Below are 21,549 nucleotides of genomic sequence, written 5' to 3' on the forward strand. Positions count from 1 at the left end.
ATTCAATTGATTGTCAAGTTTTAAAGACCAGCATTTTAACCGCTATAAAAGACATCTTATCGATTTATAGTTTCCAAAACTCATATTCTAAATAAACAATGTTATTTTTATGTTAATAATTTTGTAAAAGTCAAGCTCAATATTCTTTTATAATTTGAATTGAAATCATTATTTTTCAACCAGTTATAAAAATTTATTCTGAACAGCATTTACCCCCAAAATCTGCAAAGCTTTATCCTATGTTATTACAATGCACCAAAGTGTGCATTTTGGTATTGATTAATAGCAATATTTAAACGACACCTATTTGTCGTTTTAATTAATAACATAACTAATAATGATACATAATTACCTGTTTTTTAAAAATCTTAAAAATCTAATCTCCCTAAAGATTTTTAGTTTAAGTTTCCTTTTTATTTTAATTTCTTATAGTGGGTTCGGGCAAACCTACACAGACAATACTCCAACGGGTGGCATAGAAACTTGGACCGTTCCTGCTGGGGTAACCTCTATTACTGTCGAATGCTGGGGTGCTGGTGGTGCTGGTGGTGGTGAAAGTAGAAATAATTTAGCTTTTGATGGTTCCGGTGGTGGTTCTGGCGGAACATATGCCAGCTCTATAATTACTGTAACACCTGGCCAGATTATTAACTATAGAGTTGGTGTTGGCGGTGTTGGAGACACAAATGATGGTCAAAACGGAGGAAATACCTGGTGCGTTAGCAATACTACTGTACTTGCAAATGGAGGTATAGGAGGCACTAGAGCAGATAGTGGTGGTGCCGGAGGAACAGCTGTTACAACTGGTAGTTTCGGTACTACTATAATAGTAGGTGCAGATGGTGTTGATGGTACAGCTACAGCGGGGGGAAATGGTGGAAATGGAGCCAATGGCGGTGGCACAGGAGGGGCTGGCGGTAATAATGGAGATGGTTCGAACGGACTTACACCTGGTGGTGGTGGTGGTGGTGCTGACACTAATACTAATACAGACGAAAGCGGTGGAAATGGTGGAGATGGTCAGGTTAGAATAACCTATACTACTTGTGTCAATCCTGCTTCAGTCAATGCAACAACTTCCATTACTACAACCACAGCTACCATAAATTGGTCTGCAGCATCTCCTGCTCCAGCAGGAGGTTATGATTATATTGTATCTACCGACAACTCTACGGCTACCCCAGGAGACGACACAACAGGTAATACAGCCGCAACTACAGCAAATATTACTGGTTTAACACCAAATACTACGTATTATGTATTTGTTAAAAGTAACTGTAGTTCTACATGGGTAGGTCCTGAAACATTTATGACCTCCAATGTTTCCATAACTAATGATGAATGTACTGGGGCCATTGGTTTAACAGTAAATACCGATTTAAACTGTGGCGTTGTAACTGCTGGCACTAATGTTGGCGCCACAGCTTCGCCGCAAGCCGATGATGTTACTGGAGTCCCAAATGATGATGTTTGGTTTAGTTTTGTGGCTACAAGTACAGAGCACCAGGTTTCTTTAGAAAATGTTGTTGTTATTTCAGGTTTAGGAGGCATGGGCGTTGCGGTTTACGATGGTGGTACAGCTCCAGTGAATTGTAATGCTTTAGTTTTAGAAGATAGCCAAAATGCGGCTTCACCATTATTGGTAAGCGGATTAACCATAGGAAACACCTATTTAGTTAGAGTATATGGATTAGTAAGTGGTTCTACACAGTCCTCTACTTTTGATGTTTGTGTGGGTACCACACCACCGTGTTCAGCTCCTAATACACCGGCTGGACCTATTACTTTTGGTACGGTCACAGATGACACCATTAATGCCACATTTACAGGGTCTACACCTGCACCAGACGGTGGTTATTTAATTTTAATGAATACTACAGGAGTAGCTCCTACTGATCCAACAGATGGCACATCGTATACTATTGGTGACACATCACTAGGTGCTACTGTTATTGATAATGATAATGATACTAGTTTTTCAGCGACGGGGTTAACGCAAACAACAACCTACTATTTCTTTATTTTTGCATTTAATGAAAATAATTGTAATGGTGGACCAGCATATAGTAGTACATCTTTGGATGGAAATGAAACAACAGTTGTTCCAACATATTGTATACCATCCTCATCAAGTAGTTCTAATTATATTGATGATTTTTCTACAACAAATGGACAAACAAATATAACTAACAATAATACTGGTTATTCAGCAGGGGGATATGGAGATTACACCTCTTTGGTAGCTTCTCAACTTCCAGGAGGCAACATTACCTTTAACGCTGATTTCATATATGGATTTGGTGGTATGGGAGTAGGAATTTGGGTAGATTGGAATAATGATTTAGATTTTGATGATGCTGGTGAACAAATTTATAATTCTGCTGGTTATATTACCAATTTGAATTATACTTACACTATTCCTGGAATTCCAGCTGGAACCTATAGACTTAGAATAGTTGCTGATTATTGGGCTACTTCTCCAGACCCATGTTCATTTAGTGCAACTGGGCCTTCTGGTGAGGCTGAAGATTATTCACTAACAATAGTGCCTTTAACCTGTACAGACGATCCTATAACTGTAACCGCTAATTCTACAACGCCTACAACAGCGACAATTAGCTGGACACATCCCGCTCCACAACCAGCTAATGGTTACGAATATATTATTTCTACTGACAACACTACCGGTACACCAGGTGATGATACAACTGGAACTACAGCTTTAAACAGTATCAACTTAACTGGTTTAACAGCAGGTACAACCTATTATGTCTTTGTGAGGGGTGATTGTGGTGGTGGTGACCAAGGTATTTGGGTTTCCACTACGTTTACAACAGCTTGTTCCGATACTGTAAATACATCAACTATTTGCGGTATTATAGTTGACGAATCGGGTAATGATCCATTTAACGCAGACCCTTTTGTTACAGACCCTACGGCTCAATTAGATTGTGACAACGGTGATGTTACCTTACAAGCCTTTTCCAATTTAAGAGAGACTACCAGTTATTTAGTTGAAAAAATAACATACCCAAGTCCTGCTCCTGATTATGACTTTCCTACTTTAGGTAACGGTGATAACCAAGTTATTAGTACAGATGATGTTTGGGCAAGCTCAAGAACCGATTTAGATTTTACATTTTGTTTTTACGGAAATACCTACACCCAAACTTTAGTGGGTTCTAACGGGTTAATAACTTTTGACTCAAGTATTAACCCTGGTGATTTTTGTAATTGGAATATTGATTTTGATATTCCCGACACCAACGATTTGTATGAACAGACTATTTATGGTGTCATGCATGATATTGACCCTTTTGGGCTTCCTGCAGGTGCCATAAAAAGTAGAACAATAGGAACCGCACCATGTAGACAATTTCAAGTCTCATGGCATGATATTCCTATGTTTAGTGATGCAACTCGTTTGTATACAGGAATGATTGTATTACATGAAACCTCCAATATTATAGAGGTGTTTATTGAAGAAAAACGTATTGAAAACGGCAATGTAAGTCCTTGGAATGATGGTAACGCTGTTGTTGGTATTCAAGGTGACATTACACCTTTAGCACCAAATAATGAATATGCAGTTGCTCCATGTAGAAATGTATTAGACGACAATTGGGAAGTTACAAACGAAGCATGGCGATTCACGCCTAATGGTGCCGTAATTTCTCCAACAAGTGTTACGTGGTATTCTGCCAGTAATGGTGGAACTGGCGGGACTTCTGTTGGTTCTGGTTCTACATTAAATGTATCTCAAGCTGATACATACACTGCTGTTTCACAATATAATCTTTGTAATGGTTCTGTTACCCTTGAAGATGATATCGTGGTAACTGATTCCAGAAAAGTATGGAATGGTTCTGTTGATGATGAATGGAATAGAGCAGCAAACTGGACACCTAATGGTATTCCTACAGCCATTGATTGTATTGTGGTTCCGGATGTAACAACAACCTCAAACAATTCGCCTACATTATCCAGTGGTTCACCTCCTATTCCTCCTGCACCCGGTTTAGGTAGGTCTTTACGTATAGAATCTAATGGTCTTGTTGAAGTACAGCAATATTCAGATTTAGTGATTAGAGACGAAATTTATATTGAGAATGTTAGTGTACCAAATGGCAAACTGATTTTGCGAAGTGGTTCTAATTTAATTCAAATAACCAATACGGGAATAACCAATACAGGTAACATACAAATGCAACGAAGTGTTAGTGGTTTAACACCTCAAGACTATGTCTATTGGTCTTCACCTGTAGATGGATTTGATGTCAATGATGTATCACCTGGCTCGTCTTACATATACAAATGGATTCCAACAATTGGTGGAAATGGAGCTGGAAATTACGGAAACTGGCAAGCTACTGGCGAGACCATGCAAGACGGTGTGGGTTATATTATTCGCGGTGTTTCGGGAACGAGCCCTGAAGGCGTTGCTGCCGCTAATACTGTGGAATTTATGGGAACACCTAAAAATGGAGCGATTACGGTTCCTATTTCTAGAGGCAGTTATAATGGTGGACCCTATGCTGGAGCTGGAGGCACACAAGCAACAGCTTTAGATGATAATTGGAATTTAATTGGAAACCCATACCCTTCGGCCATTTTAGCCAGTGAATTTATTTCTCAAAATGCTGCTTTGGATGGATCAACACCTGACCCTAATACACCTGCTATTGTTGGAACTGTATATCTATGGAGACATCAATCAGCTCCAAGTGCCATAGGAGATCCATTCTATGGTGATTTTGTTTACAATTATAATCCTAACGATTATATAGCTCATAACGGAACAGGGTCCAACCCATCTGGGTTTAGTGGCAACATTGGTTCTGGTCAAGCTTTCTTTGTACTCATGGACCATAATGCATCAACACCTTCCAATGTGGTATTCAATAATGACATGCGTTTAAATGGTGGTACCCCTAATGACAATAATGATTTTTACCGCTCAGGCCATTCAAACTCTAATAGAACGGAAATAGAGCGCCATAGAATTTGGTTGGATTTAATTACACCGAACAATACAGCCAACTCTATATTGGTTGGTTATGTGGAAAATGCCACTAATGATTTCGATAGGATTTTTGATGGGTATGAGTTAAGTGAAACTACAACCCGTTTTTATTCTATTCTCAACGATACCGATTTAGCCATACAAGGTAGGGCTCTACCATTTGACGTTACCGATATGGTTCCGCTAGGTATAGAGATCCCAACAGCAGGTAACTATTCCATTGCCATCAATTCATTGGATGGTTTATTTGAAAATGAAGAACAGAACATTTATTTAGAAGATACCTATAATAACTTTATTCACGATTTGAGGTTATCTCCGTATAGCTTTACTGCTGAAACCGGAGTGTTCAACGATCGTTTTATCTTAAGATATACCAATAACTCGTTGGGTGTTGATGAGTTTAGCTCTGAAACGGCAATCACGATTACTGCTCCTGGTAATCATTACATAAAGGTTAAGGCAAGCAATAGCCCTATACAATCCATTATTGTTTATGATGTTTTAGGCAGACAACTGTATAACAACAATGCTGTTAACCAACTCGAGTTTAGAATTGATAACTTAAGCCAAAGTGATGGGGTATTGTTTGTAAAAGCTAAATTAGAAAATGGCATGCAAAATATTCAAAAGGTTATTTTGAAACATTAACTATAAGTATTTAATAAAATTCCAAAAAGGCCTTGATTGTATATAGTCAAGGTCTTTTTCTTTACCATAAGCTTCGCGTTCGAAAGCAATATTTCTATATGCTTGACGCCTATTTTTATATATCGCTAATCGCACTAAAAATTCAAATCCATACCAAACATAAAACAAAACAATACATAATTCCAATTGTTGTCGTAAATGAATGCGTTCATGGTTAATAAAAATCACATCATGTTTTAATTCCTTGTTCTTAACTAGCACAAAGGGATAAATAGTAATTCCCGAAAACCCTTTAGGCACCAAATGTTTTACCACTACAATCATAAATGGAGTTTATCAAAAATCAGTCCAATTAGTATTGTCATTATCTCCATATTCAAAATCAACAATCCGCATACCAAATGGCAAAGCATTTATATTATCTTTGTAACATGAAAAAGATAATCCCCATTGAAGAAGGTGATTTTTATTGGACGCCTGAAGGGTATCGTTGCTTCACTGAGCAATACCATTTGAAACGTGGCTATTGTTGTGAAAGTGGTTGCAGGCATTGCCCATATGGATTTAACACAAAAACGCATTCTCAAAAATAAACACGCCATTGGATTTACTTTTAATGACATACCGTATAAAAGTGGCCAACACTCACCATCGTGTTGACATTCGTTATCCATAGTATAAATCTAAAAACATTACCCTTTTTAGATTAAACATAAAACTATAATAACATGACATTTCGAGAACATATTTTACAAGGCATACCAGAAATACTACCTAAACCTAAAGCGTTTGAATCTGATATAAATCATGCACCAAAGCGCAAGGACATACTTACAGAAGAAGAAAAAAAGTTAGCTCTAAAAAACGCGTTACGCTACTTTGACAAAAAACATCATGCTGAATTACTTCCCGAGTTTAAAAGTGAATTAGAAAACTACGGAAGAATTTACATGTACCGTTTGCGTCCGGATTATAAAATGTACGCCAGACCACTAGAAGATTATCCGGCAAAATCTAAACAAGCTGCAGCCATTATGCTCATGATACAAAATAATTTAGATTATGCTGTTGCCCAACATCCTCATGAATTAATTACCTATGGTGGGAATGGTGCCGTATTTTCTAATTGGGCACAGTATTTATTGACTATGCAGTATTTAGCCAATATGACTGATGAACAAACGTTGGTGATGTATTCAGGTCATCCCATGGGATTGTTCCCATCACATAAGGATGCACCAAGAGTAGTTGTTACAAATGGCATGATGATTTCTAATTATTCGCAGTCTGATGACTGGGAAAAATTTAATGCCCTAGGTGTTACACAATATGGGCAAATGACAGCTGGGAGCTATATGTATATTGGCCCACAAGGTATTGTTCATGGAACCACAATTACAGTATTAAACGGTTTTAGAAAAATAAAGAAAACACCTAAAGGTAACTTGTTTGTTACTTCAGGATTGGGTGGTATGTCTGGTGCGCAACCTAAAGCTGGTAACATTGCTGGGTGTATTACAGTCTGCGCAGAAGTCAATCCTAAAATCACGCAAGTGAGACTAGACCAAAAATGGATAGATGAAAAGATTACTGATTTAGATGAATTGGTTAATCGCGTAAAAATAGCCAAAAGCAATAAAGAAACCGTTTCCATTGCCTATTTAGGTAATGTGGTTGATGTTTGGGAAACATTTGACAAGGAAAATATACATATTGATTTAGGAAGTGATCAAACATCACTTCATAACCCTTGGTCTGGTGGTTATTACCCAGTTGGACTGTCTTTTGAAGACGCCAACGAGATGATGGCCAACCAACCAGAATTATTTAAAACGAAAGTTCAAGAAAGCTTAAGGCGACAAGCTGCCGCCATTAACAAACATACAGCCAAAGGCACTTATTTCTTTGATTATGGTAATGCCTTTTTATTAGAAGCGTCCAGAGCAGGTGCTGATGTCATGGCCAAAAATCCTACAATAGGTCGCGAATTTAAATACCCTAGTTATGTTCAGGATATTATGGGACCTATGTGTTTTGATTATGGGTTTGGTCCGTTTCGTTGGGTTTGTACTTCTGGAAAACCTGAAGATTTAGCCAAAACCGATGCTATTGCGTGTGCCGTATTAGAGGGTATTATGCAAGACTCACCCAAAGAAATTCAGCAGCAAATGGCTGATAATATACAGTGGATAAAAGGTGCTCAAGAAAACAAATTGGTGGTAGGCTCTCAAGCCAGAATATTATACGCTGATGCTGAAGGACGTATGAAGATTGCAAAAGCCTTTAACGATGCTATTGCCAAGGGCGAAATAGGCTATGTCGTTCTAGGTCGTGATCATCATGATGTTTCTGGAACCGATTCTCCTTATCGTGAAACCAGTAATATTTATGATGGTTCACGATATACAGCCGATATGGCCATACAAAATGTTATTGGCGATAGTTTTAGAGGCGCTACTTGGGTTAGTATTCACAATGGTGGTGGCGTTGGCTGGGGAGAAGTTATAAACGGTGGATTCGGCATGGTTCTTGATGGTAGTAATGATGCGGAAAGACGTTTAAAATCAATGCTTTTCTGGGATGTAAATAATGGAATTGCTCGTAGAAGTTGGGCCAGAAATGATGAAGCTATATTTGCTATAAAACGTGCTATGGAGGCAGAACCCAATTTAAAAGTTACGCTTCCTAATTGTGTAGATGAAGAATTACTAGACTCGTTATAACTTAAACCCTATTGTTATGAAAAAACTATTTGTTAAACTACTATTTGTCTTAAGCTTATCTTTATTGTTTACCTCTTGTGCTTCGGTTCGAGTTATAGCCGATTACGATAAGCAAGTTAATTTTAATGAATTCAAAACCTTTGCGTTTTATAAGCCTGGTATTGATAAAGCAGAAATTAGCGATTTAGATAAACGAAGAATTTTAAAAGCTATTGAAAGTGAATTAGTTGCTAAAGGTTACACCAAATCAGAAAACCCCGATTTACTCGTAAGCATAATTGCTTCTGCTAGGGAGAAAATTGATGTCTATAACAATTATTATGGAGGCGCTGGCTGGGGCTGGGGCTGGAACCCCTATTTTTACGGGAACTATAATACCGTATCAACGTCTACTGAAGGTGTTTTATATATTGATTTAATAGACGCTAAAAAGAAAGAACTGGTCTGGCAAGGGCAAGGTGTTGGCTATCTTAACTTCAATAATGTTGATAAAAAAGAAGCCAGAATAAAAGAATTTGTTTCACAAATATTAGAAAAATACCCACCAGAACTACAATAAAAAAAAGCGACTATAACTAGTCGCTTTTTTTAGTTTTTATAAATACTACTTTTTTTCTTTTTCTAATGATTCTTGATAAATCTTATACTGTTCAGGAGTTAAAATAGCTTTTAATCTTTTATTGGTGTTCTCTAAAACAGCAAGTTTAGCCTCCTGTGCTGTAGCTATACTTTTGGTGTTTTCCTCTATTCCAGATAAGCTAGTTTGTTGCTCAACCAAAACTTTAAAAACCTCACCCTGTTGGTCACCAGTTAGGGTCACCAATTTATGGATATCATAAGTTTGTTGTTTAGCAATAGCTTCTGGTCTCTGTCTTTGTGCATCTTGAGCTACTGAAGATTGTAATCCCATAAAAAACAATGCAACAATGCTAAATAGTGTAATGTATTTTTTCATAATAACAATTAATTAGTTGTCTTTAATAATATAAGGGTTCAATATACAAAATATATCAAATATATTAAACAATTAATATTATTAGACCTTATGTTTTCTGAAAATAAATCCGATAATCATTCTACATCACAATATCGTTCTTCCATTCGTAAGGATTAGGAATATTCGTATCATCTATTAATTGCCTTATGTCTATTTCAATACTTCTTGAAAGGTCTGTTATGGGTACATCATTAGGGCTACCTTCGAACGGATTTTCCGAAACCTCTCCAATGGCTTCCATTGTATGAAACACCCACGAAATTAGTGCACTAAACAGCACAGAAAACCATACAAAGTGTCGCGCTATCGTTTCTTGTATTTGATATCGTATAGTATGCTTCAACTCCGTTTTGTCTAGCAGAACTAATATTTTATCTCCAAAAGACTCAAACTCCTCCATAATCCCAAATGGGATTAGAATTATAAATGCCCAAACAAAAATGTAATTTAATGTTGCAAACTGTCTAGGATATGGGAAATTCTTAATGCGTTCGCATTTTCCCTGAAGCGTGTATAATTCCACCAAAGCATTAGACATTTCCATATGCCTAAAATTATCAATCAAACCATCTTCTTTTAATTGCTTTAATCGTTTTGATTGAATACCCAATAATTGTGAGGCTTGATTAGACTTTGCAAAAACACTTTTGAATTCCTCTTCAGATATATAATCTCTTATAACATCTTCAATTGGAATCTCATCTTCAAAAACTGGGTATTTGGAATTTCTAATATCCATTGCAGAATGTCTAGCCCTTAAATGCAATTCCCAAGGTTTATCTTTTCGTAATTGGTACCTTAGGGCAGTTAACCAAGCTACATGCCGATGTACCAGCTCACGCTTAATTAGAAACAATTCTTCATCAGATTTTGATAAATTGGAGTGGTCGTTAGTAATAAAATCCTTTACCATAATGGTCCAAGATCGTGAAGTGTTTACAATACCTCCCCAAATTTTCCGAGCTTCCCAAAGCCTGTCGTATGCGGCATTATTCTTAAAACCTGTAATAAAAGCCACAGCTGTACCTAATACTCCTAGTGGAAGCCATGGTACATGCAACCATTTTAAGCCTACTACCTCAAAGAGAAAGACAGGTATAATTCCTAGAATAAGAAATAAAAATATGTACCGCTTGGACCAAACAAATACGGCTTTAAGAGGAAATATTCTTTTTATAAACATACTAGAAAATTAGCACAGTAAGATACAAAATGTCAATAATCTAACAAGTCTATTATTTTTGTTTTCACTTTCTCCGTTGAAGGAATCATGGTTTGTTCTAGCGTTGCATTTAATGGAATAGCCGGCATGTTTTCACTACCAATGGTCATTACTGGTGCATCTAAATATTTAAAACACTCTTCCTGTATTTTTCCTGATAAGGCTCTTGCAAAACTATTATTACTAGGCTCCTCTGTTACGACTAAACATTTCCCAGTTTTCTTGACCGATTTCATTATGGTATCCTCATCCAATGGATACAATGTTCTCAAATCAATAATCTCAATTTGATCCCGCATATTTAATTCTCCCGAAGCATTATACGCCCAGTGCACACCCATACCGTATGTAACAATGGTACAGGTTTCTATATCCTCTTGTTTCCAGATTTCCTGTAACAACCAAGCTTTACCAAAAGGCAACACATAATCTTCTGCTGGTTCTATAGAAGTAGCCCCTTGTGTTCCGGGCACCTTCGACCAATAGAGTCCTTTGTGTTCAAAAATCACAACAGGATTAGGATCGTGATATGCAGCCTTCATTAGTCCTTTTAAATCGGCACCATTACTTGGATAGGCAATTTTAATACCTCTAATATTTGTTACAACACTTTCAACTGAAGAGGAATGATAAGGACCTCCACTACCATAAGCACCAATAGGCACACGTAAAATCATACTTACTGGCCATTTACCATTGCTTAAAAAACAGCTGCGACTTACTTCAGTAAATAATTGATTCAACCCAGGCCAAATGTAATCAGCAAACTGAACCTCAACAATAGGTTTTAATCCAACTGCACTCATTCCAACAGTAGAACCTACGATAAAGGCTTCCTGGATGGGTGTGTTGAACACACGATCGTCACCAAACTTTTGTGCCAATGTTGCCGCTTCCCTAAAGACACCTCCTAGTCTCCCTCCTACATCTTGACCATAGAGCAAACATTCGGGATGATTACGCATTAATTCTTCAACAGCAAATAAAGCACAGTCAACCATCACAACCTTATCAGCTTCTTTTGGTGAACGTTCACCTGTTTCTTCTAGAATAGGTGTTGGTGCAAAATCGTGGGTAAATAAATCTTCTGGTTTAGGATCTTCGGCTTTTAAGGCTTTTTGAAAATCATTTTCAACTAACGCTTTTACATCAGTTTCAATCCTATCTATATCTTTTTGGGTGAAACCATTGTCTAACAATTGCTGCTTTAAAACAGGATATGGATCACGTGATTTAGCCTCTTCTAAATCATCACGATACCATTCCATTCGCACACCAGACGTATGGTGGTTTAATAAAGGTACTTTAGCATGTACCAAAAATGGTCGACGCTCTTCACGAATTGTTTTTATAACTTTTTCTAATGCTTCATAACTTTCCATAAAGTTAGCGCCATCAATAGATACGGCTTCCAATCCATGAAACCCTTGAGCATATTCTGCTGCATTTTGCGCTCTGGTTTCAGCTTCATTTGCCGAAATATCCCAACCATTATCCTGTACTAAATATAAAATGGGCATTTGCTTTAATGCGGCCATTTGAAAAGCCTCAGAAATTTCCCCTTCAGTTACTGAAGCGTCGCCTAATGAACAAACTGTTATTGGCTTGAGATCTCTCGACTCCGCTCGAGATGACATTAGAGATTCTTCGCTATCATTCTGAATGACATTAGGATTAATTAATCCTTGTTTTTCTAAATATTGCATACCCATGGCAACACCTGTTGCGGGAATGGCTTGCATACCTGTAGCCGAAGATTGATGTGGAATTTTAGGTTTATCAATATCTTTTAAACTGGGGTGTGAGTAATAGGTTCGACCACCAGAAAACGGATCGTCTTTTTTAGCTAATACTTGGAGCATTAAATCATATGGACGCATACCAAAAGCCAGAAGCATGGCATCATCTCGATAATAAGGAAAAGCGTAATCCTGTGGCAGTAATTGCATCCCTAATGCTGTTTGAATAGCCTCATGACCACGAGACGTAGCATGCACATATTTAGATACAACCTTAAAATTATCTTCATATAATTCCGCCATGGTCTTGGCAGTAACCAAATTTGTAAATCCTTGTTTTAATATGTCTTTTTTCATTTTTATTTTATTTGTCATTCAGTGCAAAGCGAAGAACCTCTTGATGAGATTGCCACGTCCTACGTCCTCGCAATGACATATCTACTATATTTTTCTATTCACATCAAATTGTTCAAAATAATCAGCTACTCGTCGCACGAAACTCCCTCCAAGGAAGCCATCAACCACACGATGATCAAAAGACAAGGATAGATACATCATACTACGAATAGCAATTTCATCGCCTTTTTCGGTTTCAATGACTTCTGGGCGTTTTTTTATAATGCCCAAAGCCAAAATGGCTACTTCTGGTTGATTAATAATAGGTGTACCCATAACACTTCCAAACGTTCCCACGTTGGAAATAGTAAATGTGCTACCCTGAATATCGTCTGCTTTCAGATTATTGTTTCGTGCTTTTTCAGCCAAATCATTGACATTAGTAGCTAATTCCTTGAGATTTTTGGAATCCGCATTCCTAACCACAGGCACAATAAGATTTCCGCTTGGCAAGGCAGTTGCCATACCAATATTGATACTATCTTTAACAATGATATTTTTACCATCCACAGAAGCATTGATATTTGGAAAATCTGTAATGGCTTTGGCAACAGCCTCAACAAATAACGGTGTAAATGTTAATCGCTCCCCATACTTTTCTTGAAATGCTTTTTTATGTTTGTTTCGCCAGTTGACCATGTTCGTCAAATCGGCTTCCACATAAGCCGTAACATGTGGAGACGTATGCTTGGAGTAAACCATGTGATCTGCAATCATTTGACGCATTCTGTCCATCTCGACAATTTTACCTTTGCCTTTATCAAAATTTAACCGCGGAATACGATATGCCGTAGGGTCTTGAAGCATTGGTTGGGCAAATTGATACGGACGACCATCTTCTATATAATTGAATACGTCACTTTTTCGTAAACGTCCTTCCTTTCCAGTTGCTGGAATTCGAGCTAATTCCTCGAAGCTTATATGGTGTTGCCTCGCGATTGAAATAACTAATGGTGAAAAGAATGTATTGGAATTCGAAGTCGAAAATGAAGTTGAAGCTGAATAGGATTCTTCGCTTACGCTCTGAATGACAGGTCGTTTCTTTTTGGTCTGTTGCTTCTTTTGAGACGTCTCGACTTCGCTAGACGTGACAGTAGATTTATTTGATGGCTTTTTTGAAGTTGACACTTTGCCATCAGTTTTAATAATGGCTATGGTCTCTCCTATTTTAATTATATCGTTAGCTTTGAATAGGATTTCTTCCACAACTCCAGATACTGTTGATGGTACTTCTGAATCCACTTTATCAGTAGCAACCTCCAAAAGCATTTCATCCTGTTCAATGGTATCACCAACATTCTTAAACCATGTTATTATGGCTGCTTCGGTTATACTTTCACCCAATTTGGGCATTTTAAATTCGAATTTTGACATTCTTTAAATTGTTCAAAATGGATTCCGCATCAAGTGCGGAATGACATTTATTTTCTATTAAATGTTTCTCTCAATGTCTTATAGACATCTTCTTGTATCTTTCTTTCTTTTGGAACTTCCCGCAATGGTTCTACTTCCCTTAATGTATCATGGCACTCTTTTGGAAGTTGTTGATATAACTGCGTCCCTTTTGTTTTCCATAAAATCATATCATCACTAACTTCCTTAACAACTTTGGCTGGATTTCCTACTGCTAAACTTCTTGAGGGTATTTTGGTTTCAGCCTTTACAAATGCCATGGCACCTACAATACTTTCGTCACCTATTTCAGCATCGTCCATAATAACGGAATTCATACCAATCAAGCAATTCTTTCCCAGATTGGCGCCATGAATAATGGCTCCATGACCAACATGAGCACTCTCTTTTAATGTGATAGATTTTCCCGGAAACATATGCACCGTGCAATTCTCCTGTACGTTTACACCATCTTCTAAAATTATCTGTCCCCAATCTCCACGAATGGCAGCTCCCGGTCCAACATAACAGTTTTTACCAATAATCACATTCCCGGTAACTGCTGCTAGCGGATGCACAAAACTGCTTTTGTGAACAACGGGTATGTAGCCTTGGAATTCGTAAATCACTACTTAAATCGTTTTAAAGTATCTTTTGTAAATTCACTTAACACCAAACGACCACTTATGGCAGCACGTTCCGCTAATAAGTTGTCCCAATCTTCAGTGCCTTTCCAAAAAATGGTTTTCATCTCTTGCATGGCTTCAGGATTGTAAGTACATAAATGTTCTGCAGTGGCCTTAACGACATCGTCCAAGGCTTCGGTACTTTCAAAAACTTGTGTAAATAAGCCTTTATCTTTTGCCCATTCGGCAGGGTAAAAGGTATTCGCATCAATCGCTATTTGAGACATAGCGCTTAATCCCATTTTACGTTCAATAGCAGGACCAACAACAAATGGTCCAATACCAATATTCAATTCACTTAATTTAATGGCTGCAAACTTCGTTGCCATACAATAATCGGTTGAAGCAGCCAATCCTACTCCGCCTCCAACGGTTTTGCCTTGAATACGTCCAATAATAAATTTGGGACATTTTCGCATCGCATTAATCACATTAGCGAAACCAGAGAAAAACACTTTACCTGTGGCATCGTCATTAATGTTAATTAATTCTTTAAAACTGGCTCCAGCACAAAATGTTCTGTCTCCTCCACTTTTTAATACGATGACTTTTATAGCATCATTGGTTCCTGCCTCGGTAATGGTTTGGGCTAATTCTGCCAAAACATCACCAGGTAAGGAATTATGTGCAGGATGAAAAAATTCTATGTATCCTACTTCGTTCTCTATTTCTAACTTAACGTAAGGGTCGCTCATATTGTTTTTTATCTTTTTGTGAGACCTCTCGACTGTGCTCGAGGTGACATTAGTTTTAAATTATATTAATCCAAATTGTTCAAAATGGTGATTAAGGTGCTTACGCTCCAATAAATACCACTCATATCGATTCATGTTGCCAAAAACTGCATTCTTTAAAACAGCATCTGGGTTTTCTTTAAAAAATTCAAGATAATCATTGCGTGCTTCAAGCATTTTGGCTTTAGCTTCATCCAAACTACTATGTACGGTTTCTTCTATTTTAGATTCTTCTGCCAACGGAAACATAAACTCTTGCGGCATTTTTTCATAATTATACAAAGTAGCATGCACTTTTTCCAAAATCTTTTCAGGTGTCTTTATTTCAAAATCCTGTATTTCACCTGACGCAATTCTATATGTGTATTCCAAATGCTCAACCATGTGTTGAGGCGACATGGTTCCCCATTTTGGCTTGGCATTTTCTTTAAGTTTAGAAAGACATTCTTGTATTTTCTTTTCAGTCATTTCAACAAATGTCTCTTGTTTTTTCTGAACCATTGTTAAGATGGTTGCCACTGCAACTAACGGACTATCTTTGTCTGTTTTTTGGCTTTCTGGTCGGTTTTCAAAATTAGCATCGAATACCTCAACATGCCATTTTACTATACCACTTGGATGCTCTGTTGATGCCACATCACGATCCACTTTTTCTTTACAAGTCAATCGTACATAGATAGTATCGTTGTGATATAAGGGTCTTAAAAATCGGATGGAATCCAAACCATAATTTGCTGCCACAGGGCCTTTATTCGGATATACAAACAATCCCGCTGCAGCCGATATAATGAAATAACCATGAGCAGTACGTTTTTCAAAAATACTTCCATCTAGAGATGTAATATCCGTATGTGCATAGAAATGATCCCAAGTTAAATTGGCAAAATTTTGAATATCAGAATCTGTTAGTGTACGTTTATGGGTTTTGAGCGACATACCTGGTTGGATGTCTTCCCAATGGTACTTAAACGGATGCTCTTCGGCTTCTTTATATTTAGCGTTTTGCTGATAAATGCCTGTAATTTCTGTTAGTGTGGTTGGTGTACCTTGAATGGCTGTACGTTGCAAATAGTGTTTTATACCACGCATTCCACCCATTTCTTCACCTCCTCCAGCACGTCCAGGACCACCATGTACCAATGTTGGCAAGGGTGAGCCATGGCCTGTACTTTCTCTTGCCATTTCGCGATTAATGACTAAAATACGACCGTGATGACTCGCTGCATTAACAACATATTCTGATGCTATTTTATCATCGAATGTGGCAATGGATGACACTAAAGATCCTTTGCCCATTTGTGCCAACTGAACAGCCTCATCTATTGTTTTATAAGGCATAATAGTACTCACAGGTCCAAAGGCTTCACGCTCATGAACAATTGTATTTTGTAATGGATTATAAGTTCTAAATACCACAGGACTAATAAAAGCACCTTTATTGGCGTCTGCACCTATAGTTTCTAATTTATCTAAATTGCCATATACTATTTCGGCTTCTTTTGCAATATCCGAAATCGAATTTCTAACAGCTTCTACCTGTTGTTTACTAACCAAAGACCCCATGCGAACCTCTTTTAATCGCGGGTCACCAATAGTTACTTTATCCAATTCTTTCCCTAAAGCAATCTGAACATCTTCAACCAAATTTTCTGGAACTATAATTCTTCGAATGGCTGTACACTTCTGACCAGCTTTTACAGTCATTTCTTTTCTAACCTCCTTAACAAAAAGATCAAATTCAGGCGTTCCAGGAACAGCATCTTCACCCAAAATGGATGCATTTAGCGAATCGGCTTCCATAGTAAATGGTACAGATTCTTGTATTAATCTAGGATGTGCCTTTAATAATCTTCCTGTTGAAGCTGAACCTGTAAAGGTCACAACATCTTGAGATTCTACTGTATCTAGAATAGATGTTACAGTACCATTAATAATTTGTAGAGCACCTTCAGGTAAAATGCCCGAATTTATGATTTCACGTGCAACAGCTTCAGCTAAATAAGACGATGAAGGAGCAGGTAAAACAACAGCTGGTACTCCAGCCATCCAATTGACTGCACACTTTTCTAACATACCCCAAACAGGGAAATTAAACGCATTAATATGTACAGCAACCCCTTTTTTAGGTACCATGATATGATGTGCCATAAAACGTCCGCCACGAGACAAATCTATTGGATCGCCTTCAACATGAAAGGGTTGATTGGGAAACAATTTCCTTAAGGATGCATTAGCAAACAAATTACCAAAACCACCTTCTATATCAATCCAACTATCAATTTTAGTAGCGCCCGTTCGATAACTTAACTCGTAAAAGGCATCTTTCTTTTTAACCAAATAAAACGCCAATTTTTTCAGCATATTTCCACGCTCCTGAAAGGTCATTTTACGAAGCACTTCACCTCCTTTGGTTCGTCCATAATTAAGAACTTCTGGAATATCCAATCCTTCTACAGCCCAATTGGTAAAATGTTCACCCGTTATAGCATCGTAAATAGGAGTACCTTCTTCTTTACCTGTAGTCCATTGCCCTTGGACATAATGTTGTATTTTGTTCATACTCATTGCCTGCAAAAGCAGGTATCTTATTAATTATTTGATCTAAATCTTTTTTCATCCAAATTCCAATTTAAACTTAAATCAGACCAATTTGGATTCATATTTTCTATTAAGAAAATCTTCCAATCTCGTTTCCACTTTTTAAACCTTCGTTCTCTTATTGTGGCTTCCTCACCATTTTCAAACTCTTCAAAATAAACTAGCTTATCGCAATTATATCTTGCAGTAAATGACTTTGGATAAACTTTCAACTTATGTTCTTTTACACGTTCATCGATATTATCGGCCATGCCTATATAAATTACTCCATTAGGCTTATTTGTCATGATATAGACGTACCAATGTTTCACTTCTACTTATTTTGTGATTCCTGCCTACGCAGGAATTATACTCTCTCAATTATTGCAGCATAACCTTGCCCAACACCTACACACATAGTCACCAAAGCATAACGTTTATTTTGCTCTTGTAATTCTAAAGCAGCTGAATACGCAATTCTAGTTCCTGTGACACCCAGTGGATGACCAATAGCAATGGAACCTCCATTAGGATTTAATCTAGGGTCATCATCGGCTAATCCCCAAGCTCTAGTACATGCCAAAGCTTGTGCTGCAAAAGCTTCGTTGAGTTCAATGATATCTATATCGTCCATCGTCAGACCTGCTTTTTTCAATGCTTTATTTGAAGCTTCAACTGGACCTATGCCCATAATTCTGGGTTCTACTCCAACCACAGCTGAACTAACAATTCTTGCCAATGGTTTTAAGTTATATTTTTTGACCGCTTCGTCTGATGCAATAATAGTAGCTGCAGCACCATCATTTAATCCAGATGAATTTCCAGCAGTCACACTACCACCTTCTTTTTTAAAAGCTGGACGTAATTTTGCTAAAATCTCTTTTGTGGTTGTTGGTTTAACAAATTCATCTTTTGAAAACACGATGGGGTCTTTTTTACGTTGAAGAATCTCCACTGGAATAATTTCCTTTGCTAAACGTCCATTTTTCTGCGCTTCAGTTGCTTTCATTTGACTCCAATATGCAAATGCGTCCTGATCCTCACGAGAAATATTATGTATCTCTACCAAGTTTTCAGCCGTGTTTCCCATGCCATCTGTCCCATACATTTTTTCCATCATTGGATTTATAAAACGCCAGCCAAAACTACTGTCGTACATTTTAGCATCTGTACCAAAGGCACTTGATGGTTTTGCAATGACATATGGGCCTCTAGTCATATTTTCCACACCTCCTGATATAAAAAGATCGCCATCTCCGGCTTTAATAGCTCTATTAGCATGAATAATGGCCGATAAACCCGAGCTACATAAACGATTAACAGTTTCACCAGGAACGGTATATGGTAATCCCGCTAGCAGTGAACACATGCGTGCTACGTTACGGTTATCCTCACCTGCTTGATTAGCACAGCCCAAAATAACGTCATCGTAAGCTTCTTTTGGAATATTAGGATTACGTTTTACTATTTCTTTAATAACCAACGCACCTAAATCATCTGTTCGGACAGCCGATAGTGTTCCTTTGTAATTCCCTATTGGAGTTCGTACTCCATCTATGATATATGCTTCCATATTTTTTAAAATCGAAGACGAAATCGAAGACGAAATCGAACTTCTTTATTTTTTATTGTTTGAAATCGAAGTTAAATTTAGCCTCGAAATACTTTTTCATTTTATTATAAATTCCGCATCACGAACTGAATGACAAACTATTTAAAATTTTATTCTTTCCAATCTTTTTGAGTTCGATATACCACACCCTTAAAAAGGGCTACCAATTCATCATCACGTTTTACTTCTATAATATTAAATCCTAATTTAGTATTCACCTTTTCAATGACCGATTCTGCAATCAAATAATCACCTTCTTCTAAAGCTTCAATGTGATTAATACTTGTTTCGATGGATACCGCAAATTTACCATGCGTATTAGCTGCAAACCCAAAAGCCGTGTCGGCCAACGAATAACTTATGCCGCCATGCGCATAGTTCATACTATTTAGCATATCTTTTCTAATAGTCATGGCTACCTTGCATCGCCCAATCTCACATTCTAATATCTCAATACCTAGCCATTGACTAAACGCATCCTGACTTAACATTTTATATGGAATTAATTCTCCCTTCATATCCATTTTGTCATTGCGAGGACGAAGGACGTGGCAATCTCATCAAGAGATTCTTCACTTCGCTCTGAATGACATTTTAATTAAAAAAATATTTTATTCTCTCTATTCATTTTTCGTAACAACGGACTACAACGATAACGGTCTTCGTGATACTCGTTATACAAGTCATCCATTTTATTTACACACCATTCAATTCCTTTTTCATCTGCCCAAGCCAAAAGTCCTTTTGGATAATTAACACCTTTAGTCATGGCATTATCGATATCTTCTGCTGATGCAATATTTAAAAACAAGGCATCTGCGGCTTCATTGATTAGCATCACTAAAACTCTTTCAAAAATTAATTGTGCCAATTTATTGTCTTGCTTTGGTTCAGGTTTTATGGCAGCTTCTGAATAGTCGTAATAGCCTTTTCCAGATTTTCGTCCTAAATAACCCGCTTCTGCAAATCGTTTTTGGGTAAAGCTTGGCTTATACCTAGGATCGAAATAGAACGCTGTAAAAACCGATTCTGTAACAGTATAATTAACATCGTTTCCAATAAAATCCATTAATTCGAATGGTCCCATTCTGAAACCGCCAAGTGTTTTTAAACTATGGTCTATTGTTGCAAAATCGGCTATACCTTCTTCGTAAATTCGCAAAGCTTCACCGTAAAATGGTCTTGCTACTCTATTCACAATAAATCCAGGTGTGTCCTTGGCAACAGCTACTGTTTTCTTCCAACTTTTTATAGTTTCAACCGACTTGTCTAAAACTGCTTTTGACGTTTGCACAGCAGGAATCACCTCAACCAGCTTCATTAAAGGTGCAGGATTGAAAAAGTGAATTCCGATGCAACGTTCTGGTTTTTGCAATGATGATGCTATTGAAGCTATTGATAAACTCGATGTGTTTGATGCTATAATACAATCGTCTGCAACATAACCCTCCAATTCTGAAAAGACTTTCTTCTTAATTTCAAGATTTTCAATAATCGCTTCAATGGTCAAGTTGGAATCTCCTAAATCATTTAAGCTATCCACATAGGTAATATGTCCTTGTATTCTTGATTTTTCATCAGAATCGATACGTCCTTTCTCCACTAAACGACTCAATATTTTTTCTAAACTATCTTTGGCCTTTGCTAAAGCCGCTTGATTGGTATCGTATAATTTGACCTGGCAACCTGCAGTGGCAGCTACTTGTGCAATACCACTTCCCATTGTTCCAGAACCGATTATTCCTACGTTCATAATTATGTATATCTTTTTTGAGACCTCTCGACTTGCTTTGCAAG

The 21,549-nt window shown here is 37.4% G+C and carries 16 protein-coding genes; 4 read left to right on the forward strand and 12 right to left on the reverse strand.

Annotated elements, in window-relative coordinates; translation table 11 throughout:
• The first annotated feature begins 337 nt into the window (after positions 1-337).
• On the forward strand, positions 338-5,674 hold the full coding sequence (locus MTX13_RS14400; protein ID WP_262920474.1) for a fibronectin type III domain-containing protein: 5,337 nt from the start codon (positions 338-340) through the stop codon (positions 5,672-5,674).
• Here MTX13_RS14400 and MTX13_RS10205 read toward each other — a convergent pair whose 3' ends face one another.
• Positions 5,675-5,998 carry a hypothetical protein gene (locus MTX13_RS10205; RefSeq protein ID WP_250434609.1) on the reverse strand — a complete coding sequence of 108 codons (324 nt, stop codon included), beginning with the start codon at positions 5,996-5,998 and terminating at the stop codon, positions 5,675-5,677.
• 107 nt (positions 5,999-6,105) lie between these two features.
• Between MTX13_RS10205 and MTX13_RS10210 the strand changes: the two genes are divergently transcribed.
• The 3 genes from MTX13_RS10210 (at position 6,106) to MTX13_RS10220 (ending at position 8,956) form a co-directional block, all read left to right on the forward strand.
• The gene (locus MTX13_RS10210; protein WP_250434612.1) at positions 6,106-6,267 is read left to right on the forward strand and encodes a DUF5522 domain-containing protein; all 162 of its coding nucleotides are present in this window, start codon (positions 6,106-6,108) and stop codon (positions 6,265-6,267) included.
• Positions 6,268-6,402: 135 nt separating this feature from the next.
• On the forward strand, positions 6,403-8,397 hold the full coding sequence (locus MTX13_RS10215; protein WP_250434615.1) for a urocanate hydratase: 1,995 nt from the start codon (positions 6,403-6,405) through the stop codon (positions 8,395-8,397).
• A 16-nt stretch (positions 8,398-8,413) separates the two neighbouring features.
• Positions 8,414-8,956: a DUF4136 domain-containing protein gene (locus MTX13_RS10220; RefSeq protein WP_250434616.1), complete on the forward strand. Its 543-nt coding sequence runs from the start codon at positions 8,414-8,416 to the stop codon at positions 8,954-8,956.
• A gap of 45 nt (positions 8,957-9,001) precedes the next feature.
• Here MTX13_RS10220 and MTX13_RS10225 read toward each other — a convergent pair whose 3' ends face one another.
• From MTX13_RS10225 to MTX13_RS10275, 11 genes are all read right to left on the reverse strand, one after another.
• Positions 9,002-9,352, reverse strand: a complete 351-nt coding sequence (locus MTX13_RS10225) for a hypothetical protein (protein ID WP_250434618.1) — start codon at positions 9,350-9,352, stop codon at positions 9,002-9,004.
• 121 nt (positions 9,353-9,473) lie between these two features.
• Entirely contained in the window at positions 9,474-10,577 is a 1,104-nt protein-coding gene (locus MTX13_RS10230; RefSeq protein ID WP_250434620.1) for a bestrophin family protein, read from the reverse strand.
• Between the two features lie 32 nt (positions 10,578-10,609).
• Positions 10,610-12,712: an alpha-ketoacid dehydrogenase subunit alpha/beta gene (locus tag MTX13_RS10235; protein ID WP_250434621.1), complete on the reverse strand. Its 2,103-nt coding sequence runs from the start codon at positions 12,710-12,712 to the stop codon at positions 10,610-10,612.
• 84 nt (positions 12,713-12,796) lie between these two features.
• On the reverse strand, positions 12,797-14,125 hold the full coding sequence (locus MTX13_RS10240) for a dihydrolipoamide acetyltransferase family protein (RefSeq protein WP_250434622.1): 1,329 nt from the start codon (positions 14,123-14,125) through the stop codon (positions 12,797-12,799).
• 47 nt (positions 14,126-14,172) lie between these two features.
• A complete protein-coding gene (locus tag MTX13_RS10245) occupies positions 14,173-14,772 on the reverse strand; it encodes an acyltransferase (RefSeq protein ID WP_250434623.1) in 600 nt (199 codons plus the stop codon).
• Positions 14,772-15,524, reverse strand: a complete 753-nt coding sequence (locus tag MTX13_RS10250; RefSeq protein ID WP_250434624.1) for an enoyl-CoA hydratase/isomerase family protein — start codon at positions 15,522-15,524, stop codon at positions 14,772-14,774. Before MTX13_RS10250 ends, MTX13_RS10245 begins: the two co-directional genes overlap by 1 nt.
• 60 nt (positions 15,525-15,584) lie before the next feature.
• Positions 15,585-18,122: a phenylacetic acid degradation bifunctional protein PaaZ gene (gene paaZ / locus MTX13_RS10255; protein WP_250434625.1), complete on the reverse strand. Its 2,538-nt coding sequence runs from the start codon at positions 18,120-18,122 to the stop codon at positions 15,585-15,587.
• A gap of 29 nt (positions 18,123-18,151) precedes the next feature.
• A complete protein-coding gene (locus MTX13_RS10260; protein WP_317238877.1) occupies positions 18,152-18,472 on the reverse strand; it encodes a GIY-YIG nuclease family protein in 321 nt (106 codons plus the stop codon).
• Positions 18,473-18,507: 35 nt separating this feature from the next.
• Positions 18,508-19,713 (reverse strand): 3-oxoadipyl-CoA thiolase, encoded by a 1,206-nt coding sequence (pcaF, locus tag MTX13_RS10265; protein ID WP_250434626.1) that lies wholly within the window; start codon positions 19,711-19,713, stop codon positions 18,508-18,510.
• A 149-nt stretch (positions 19,714-19,862) separates the two neighbouring features.
• Positions 19,863-20,270, reverse strand: coding sequence for a PaaI family thioesterase (locus MTX13_RS10270; protein ID WP_250434628.1), 408 nt, complete (start codon positions 20,268-20,270; stop codon positions 19,863-19,865).
• Positions 20,271-20,350: 80 nt separating this feature from the next.
• Entirely contained in the window at positions 20,351-21,505 is a 1,155-nt protein-coding gene (locus tag MTX13_RS10275; RefSeq protein ID WP_250434630.1) for a 3-hydroxyacyl-CoA dehydrogenase NAD-binding domain-containing protein, read from the reverse strand.
• Positions 21,506-21,549: the final 44 nt, after the last annotated feature.

This window comes from Hanstruepera flava (assembly GCF_023634025.1).
In the GTDB taxonomy this organism is placed as follows: Bacteria; Bacteroidota; Bacteroidia; order Flavobacteriales; family Flavobacteriaceae; genus Hanstruepera; species Hanstruepera flava.

What these genes read in the sequence shown, in the direction of transcription:
- MTX13_RS10225 (WP_250434618.1), bottom strand. Translation starts at nt 9,352, where the DNA reads ATGAAAAAATACATTACACTATTTAGCATTGTTGCATTGTTTTTTATG.
- MTX13_RS10275 (WP_250434630.1), bottom strand. Translation starts at nt 21,505, where the DNA reads ATGAACGTAGGAATAATCGGTTCTGGAACAATGGGAAGTGGTATTGCA.
- MTX13_RS10270 (WP_250434628.1), bottom strand. Translation starts at nt 20,270, where the DNA reads ATGAAGGGAGAATTAATTCCATATAAAATGTTAAGTCAGGATGCGTTT.
- MTX13_RS10250 (WP_250434624.1), bottom strand. Translation starts at nt 15,524, where the DNA reads ATGAGCGACCCTTACGTTAAGTTAGAAATAGAGAACGAAGTAGGATAC.
- MTX13_RS10220 (WP_250434616.1), top strand. Translation starts at nt 8,414, where the DNA reads ATGAAAAAACTATTTGTTAAACTACTATTTGTCTTAAGCTTATCTTTA.
- MTX13_RS10215 (WP_250434615.1), top strand. Translation starts at nt 6,403, where the DNA reads ATGACATTTCGAGAACATATTTTACAAGGCATACCAGAAATACTACCT.
- paaZ (WP_250434625.1), bottom strand. Translation starts at nt 18,122, where the DNA reads ATGAACAAAATACAACATTATGTCCAAGGGCAATGGACTACAGGTAAA.
- MTX13_RS10205 (WP_250434609.1), bottom strand. Translation starts at nt 5,998, where the DNA reads ATGATTGTAGTGGTAAAACATTTGGTGCCTAAAGGGTTTTCGGGAATT.
- MTX13_RS10210 (WP_250434612.1), top strand. Translation starts at nt 6,106, where the DNA reads ATGAAAAAGATAATCCCCATTGAAGAAGGTGATTTTTATTGGACGCCT.
- pcaF (WP_250434626.1), bottom strand. Translation starts at nt 19,713, where the DNA reads ATGGAAGCATATATCATAGATGGAGTACGAACTCCAATAGGGAATTAC.
- MTX13_RS10235 (WP_250434621.1), bottom strand. Translation starts at nt 12,712, where the DNA reads ATGAAAAAAGACATATTAAAACAAGGATTTACAAATTTGGTTACTGCC.
- MTX13_RS10240 (WP_250434622.1), bottom strand. Translation starts at nt 14,125, where the DNA reads ATGTCAAAATTCGAATTTAAAATGCCCAAATTGGGTGAAAGTATAACC.
- MTX13_RS14400 (WP_262920474.1), top strand. Translation starts at nt 338, where the DNA reads ATGATACATAATTACCTGTTTTTTAAAAATCTTAAAAATCTAATCTCC.
- MTX13_RS10230 (WP_250434620.1), bottom strand. Translation starts at nt 10,577, where the DNA reads ATGTTTATAAAAAGAATATTTCCTCTTAAAGCCGTATTTGTTTGGTCC.